Below are 2,973 nucleotides of genomic sequence, written 5' to 3'. Positions count from 1 at the left end.
TCGTACATCTTTTGACGCAAACTTTTTTTTCCATGATTAAATGAATTAAAGGTTAAACATAGAATAAAAATAAGTTATATTACTGAAAAACAGACCTTTAAATCGTAATAAAACTACCGACGAAGGAGGTTTAGTTCAACTTGTTTATACCCCTGACCTGGTCAGGGGTATACCACCCTTTCCAGAAGAATAACCCTGATAAATGAGGATTTTTATCAGGGTTTAATTATACTTATTTTTTCTTTAAAGATCATCAAAAGGGGATTTGATATTTTGAAGACTCTTGGTACTTACATGGGTGTAAATCTCTGTTGTCTTACTACTTTTATGTCCCAAAATTTCCTGAATGAATCTCAAATCGGTTCCGCTTTCCAATAAGTGGGTTGCATAAGAGTGCCTAAGCCAATGTAATGTTACAGGCTTATTAATCCTGGATTTTGTCAATGCCTGCTTCAACACACTTTCTAAGCTTTTTTCACTATACATTTCTCCTAAAATCTGGCCTTCAAACAAATAACTTTTCGGAACATATTGTTTGTAATATATCCTCAAGAGTTCTATGATTTTATCCGATATGGGTACAATTCTGTCTTTCTTTCCTTTGGATTGTCTGACAAGCAATAATCTCCTTTTGGAATCCACATCCTTGATTTTCAAATTCAATAATTCGCTCCTCCTTAATCCGCAAGCATAGATTAATGACAACATAGCTCTATGCTTTATATTTTTGTGTGCTTCCAAAATCATCTTCACCTCCTCTTTGCTCAGTACATTGGGCAATAATTTCTCTTTTTTAGGTCTTGGGATAATTTCAGGGTTCAACCTTTTATTTTGTCTATTGACAAAAAACAATTTTACAGCGTTGACAAACTGGTTTTGATAGGAACTCGAATATGAGTTGGCGATGATATATTCCGTATTGAATTTTTCCAAATCTGAGCTTTCAACTTCTGTTATAGGCTTGTTTTCCAAAAACCGGAAAAATACTGATAATGCATCCCGGTAAGTTTTGATGCTGCTTTCACTATACCTTTTGTTCCGCATCCATTGCTCAAATTTTAGGATTTCCTCACCTATCCCAGAATCAAGGGGACTCAGATCATTCTTGATTTTTTCAACTGGTATTGCCACTTTCTTAAATTGGGAATAATCTAACCAAACCTTTCCCTTAAAAAACCCCAACAGTTCATTAAGCTTATTATTCGAGTAGGGGACGTACCATACTTTAAGTTCTTTTTTCCAATCTATTCCGGGAAATGTCCTGACCAGTTCCTTTAGTTCAAAGTCGTAGGGGAATTCCAGAAAAACCATCTGGGTTTTATCTATAATGCCATTTTTGATAAAAATCTTCTTCATAAAAAAAAATCGGTTAAAAACATATCCAAGATAAAAAAAAATTCCTGAAACCAAAAGCTCTCGGTCACCTCCTTTATCCATGGGGGCATCTTCATTTTAGAACCAACGGGTTATGTGTTTAGCCTTTCGGAAGAAGTGCTTAAGTATTTTTAGAAATAGCCTCTATCAATCCCCTCATATAACCTATGGCAAACAATACTCCCCAATTGCTGTAACCAGCTTTTTCATTACTGTCGCCGAGCATGGTCGGTACATGGTCAGGCCGGATGGGGCCTTTGAAGCCAATTTCATAATAAGCTTTCATGGCTTCATACATGTCTGTTTTGCCATCATCATGGAAGGTCTCCTCAAAGTTGTTTTTGTTTCCCCTGACATCCCTGAAATGGACAAAATGGATGGCCTGTCTCTTTCCAAAATACCTAATGGCTTCGGGGATGTTCACATCTTCACCGGGACCTCCCATAGAAGCGAAGCTGCCCTGGCAAAATGTAATGCCATTGCTTGGGCTCGGGTAAATGTCCAACAGTTTTTTGAAAGCATCCACAGAAGTCATGATTCGCGGAATCCCTCTGATGCCATCTATCGGCGGATCATCGGGATGCATAGCCAGTTTTATCCCAAAGCGTTCAGCTTCCGGTACCACAGCCTTGAGAAAATATTCCAGGTTTGCCCACATATTTGAATGGGTGATATTTCCATATTCAGTAATATCAGGTTCGTCTTTGATGTCTTCAATATCAAAAGCACTTACCAGTGCACCACCTCGACTTGGCCGATCCAAGGTTGTTCGTGCCCAGGAAATGATCGGCATCCAATTATAACAGAGGGTGTCCACACCTGATTTGGAGAGGTTTTCCATTAATATGATGAAATTGGAGATTTCTTCATCCCGGCCCTCAAGTCCAAGTTTGGTTTTGGTACCCAAAGTTGGCGGACCTTCCACCACATTGAAATCCAATCCTAAATCTGCCCAGGCTTTTTTTACTCCATGGACCACGTCAAAGCTCCACGGGCTTTTATTCGGTGTATCGGTCATCTTAGGATTGATACCCCCAACAGCTCCCAAGACTTCAATTTGCCTTGCCAGGGCAACCCTGTCTGGTTGAGGTCCCCAAAAATAAGCCAATGAAAACTGCATCCCCCCATCCTTTGAATAATCGAATAATCTCAGGTTAAGACCCTCGGAGGATTTAGCAAAACTCTGATCAAAGGGACTGCTTAATATTAGTCCTGCGGCAGCAGCACTTTTTTTGATAAATGATCTTCTTTGTCTGTTATTCATACCAAGATGGATTATGTAGGTTTATTCAATCAAAGGATAGGAATCATAAGAAAGCAAAATCCGCAAAGGGGTTTACTTTTTCCAATGTAATAATTTACAGGTTTTATATCTAAAAATCTATTGATTGGATTGAAGATGATTGATTATAGTCAGGCAAAAGATTATGCGACCCCTTCAGGGTCGACTTTTTAGTTTGTGCCTTATTATCTATAAACATGTTATCCCATCGGGATAATTGGTCAGACATACAATTAAGATTTGTTGAAGACTAAAAAACATCGAGAACCGACCCTGAAAGGGTGATATGTTTATAGCAAAAATGGCCGTTTGCGGAC

At 38.6% G+C, this 2,973-nt stretch carries 2 protein-coding genes; both read right to left on the bottom strand.

Going from position 1 to position 2,973, the window contains the following annotated elements; translation table 11 throughout:
* Nucleotides 1-243 precede the first annotated feature (243 nt).
* Entirely contained in the window at nucleotides 244-1,356 is a 1,113-nt protein-coding gene (xerA, locus tag ACEW8O_RS20420; RefSeq protein WP_373496481.1) for a site-specific tyrosine recombinase/integron integrase, read from the bottom strand.
* 139 nt (nucleotides 1,357-1,495) lie between these two features.
* A complete protein-coding gene (locus tag ACEW8O_RS20415; protein ID WP_373496480.1) occupies nucleotides 1,496-2,638 on the bottom strand; it encodes a mannonate dehydratase in 1,143 nt (380 codons plus the stop codon).
* Nucleotides 2,639-2,973: the final 335 nt, after the last annotated feature.

This window comes from Aquiflexum sp. (genome assembly GCF_041749095.1).
In the GTDB taxonomy this organism is placed as follows: Bacteria; Bacteroidota; Bacteroidia; order Cytophagales; family Cyclobacteriaceae; genus Aquiflexum.
Note: the sequence above shows the minus strand (reverse complement) of the source record. Positions and strands in the feature narration are given on the sequence as shown.

What these genes read in the sequence shown, in the direction of transcription:
- xerA (WP_373496481.1), bottom strand. Translation starts at nt 1,356, where the DNA reads ATGAAGAAGATTTTTATCAAAAATGGCATTATAGATAAAACCCAGATG.
- ACEW8O_RS20415 (WP_373496480.1), bottom strand. Translation starts at nt 2,638, where the DNA reads ATGAATAACAGACAAAGAAGATCATTTATCAAAAAAAGTGCTGCTGCC.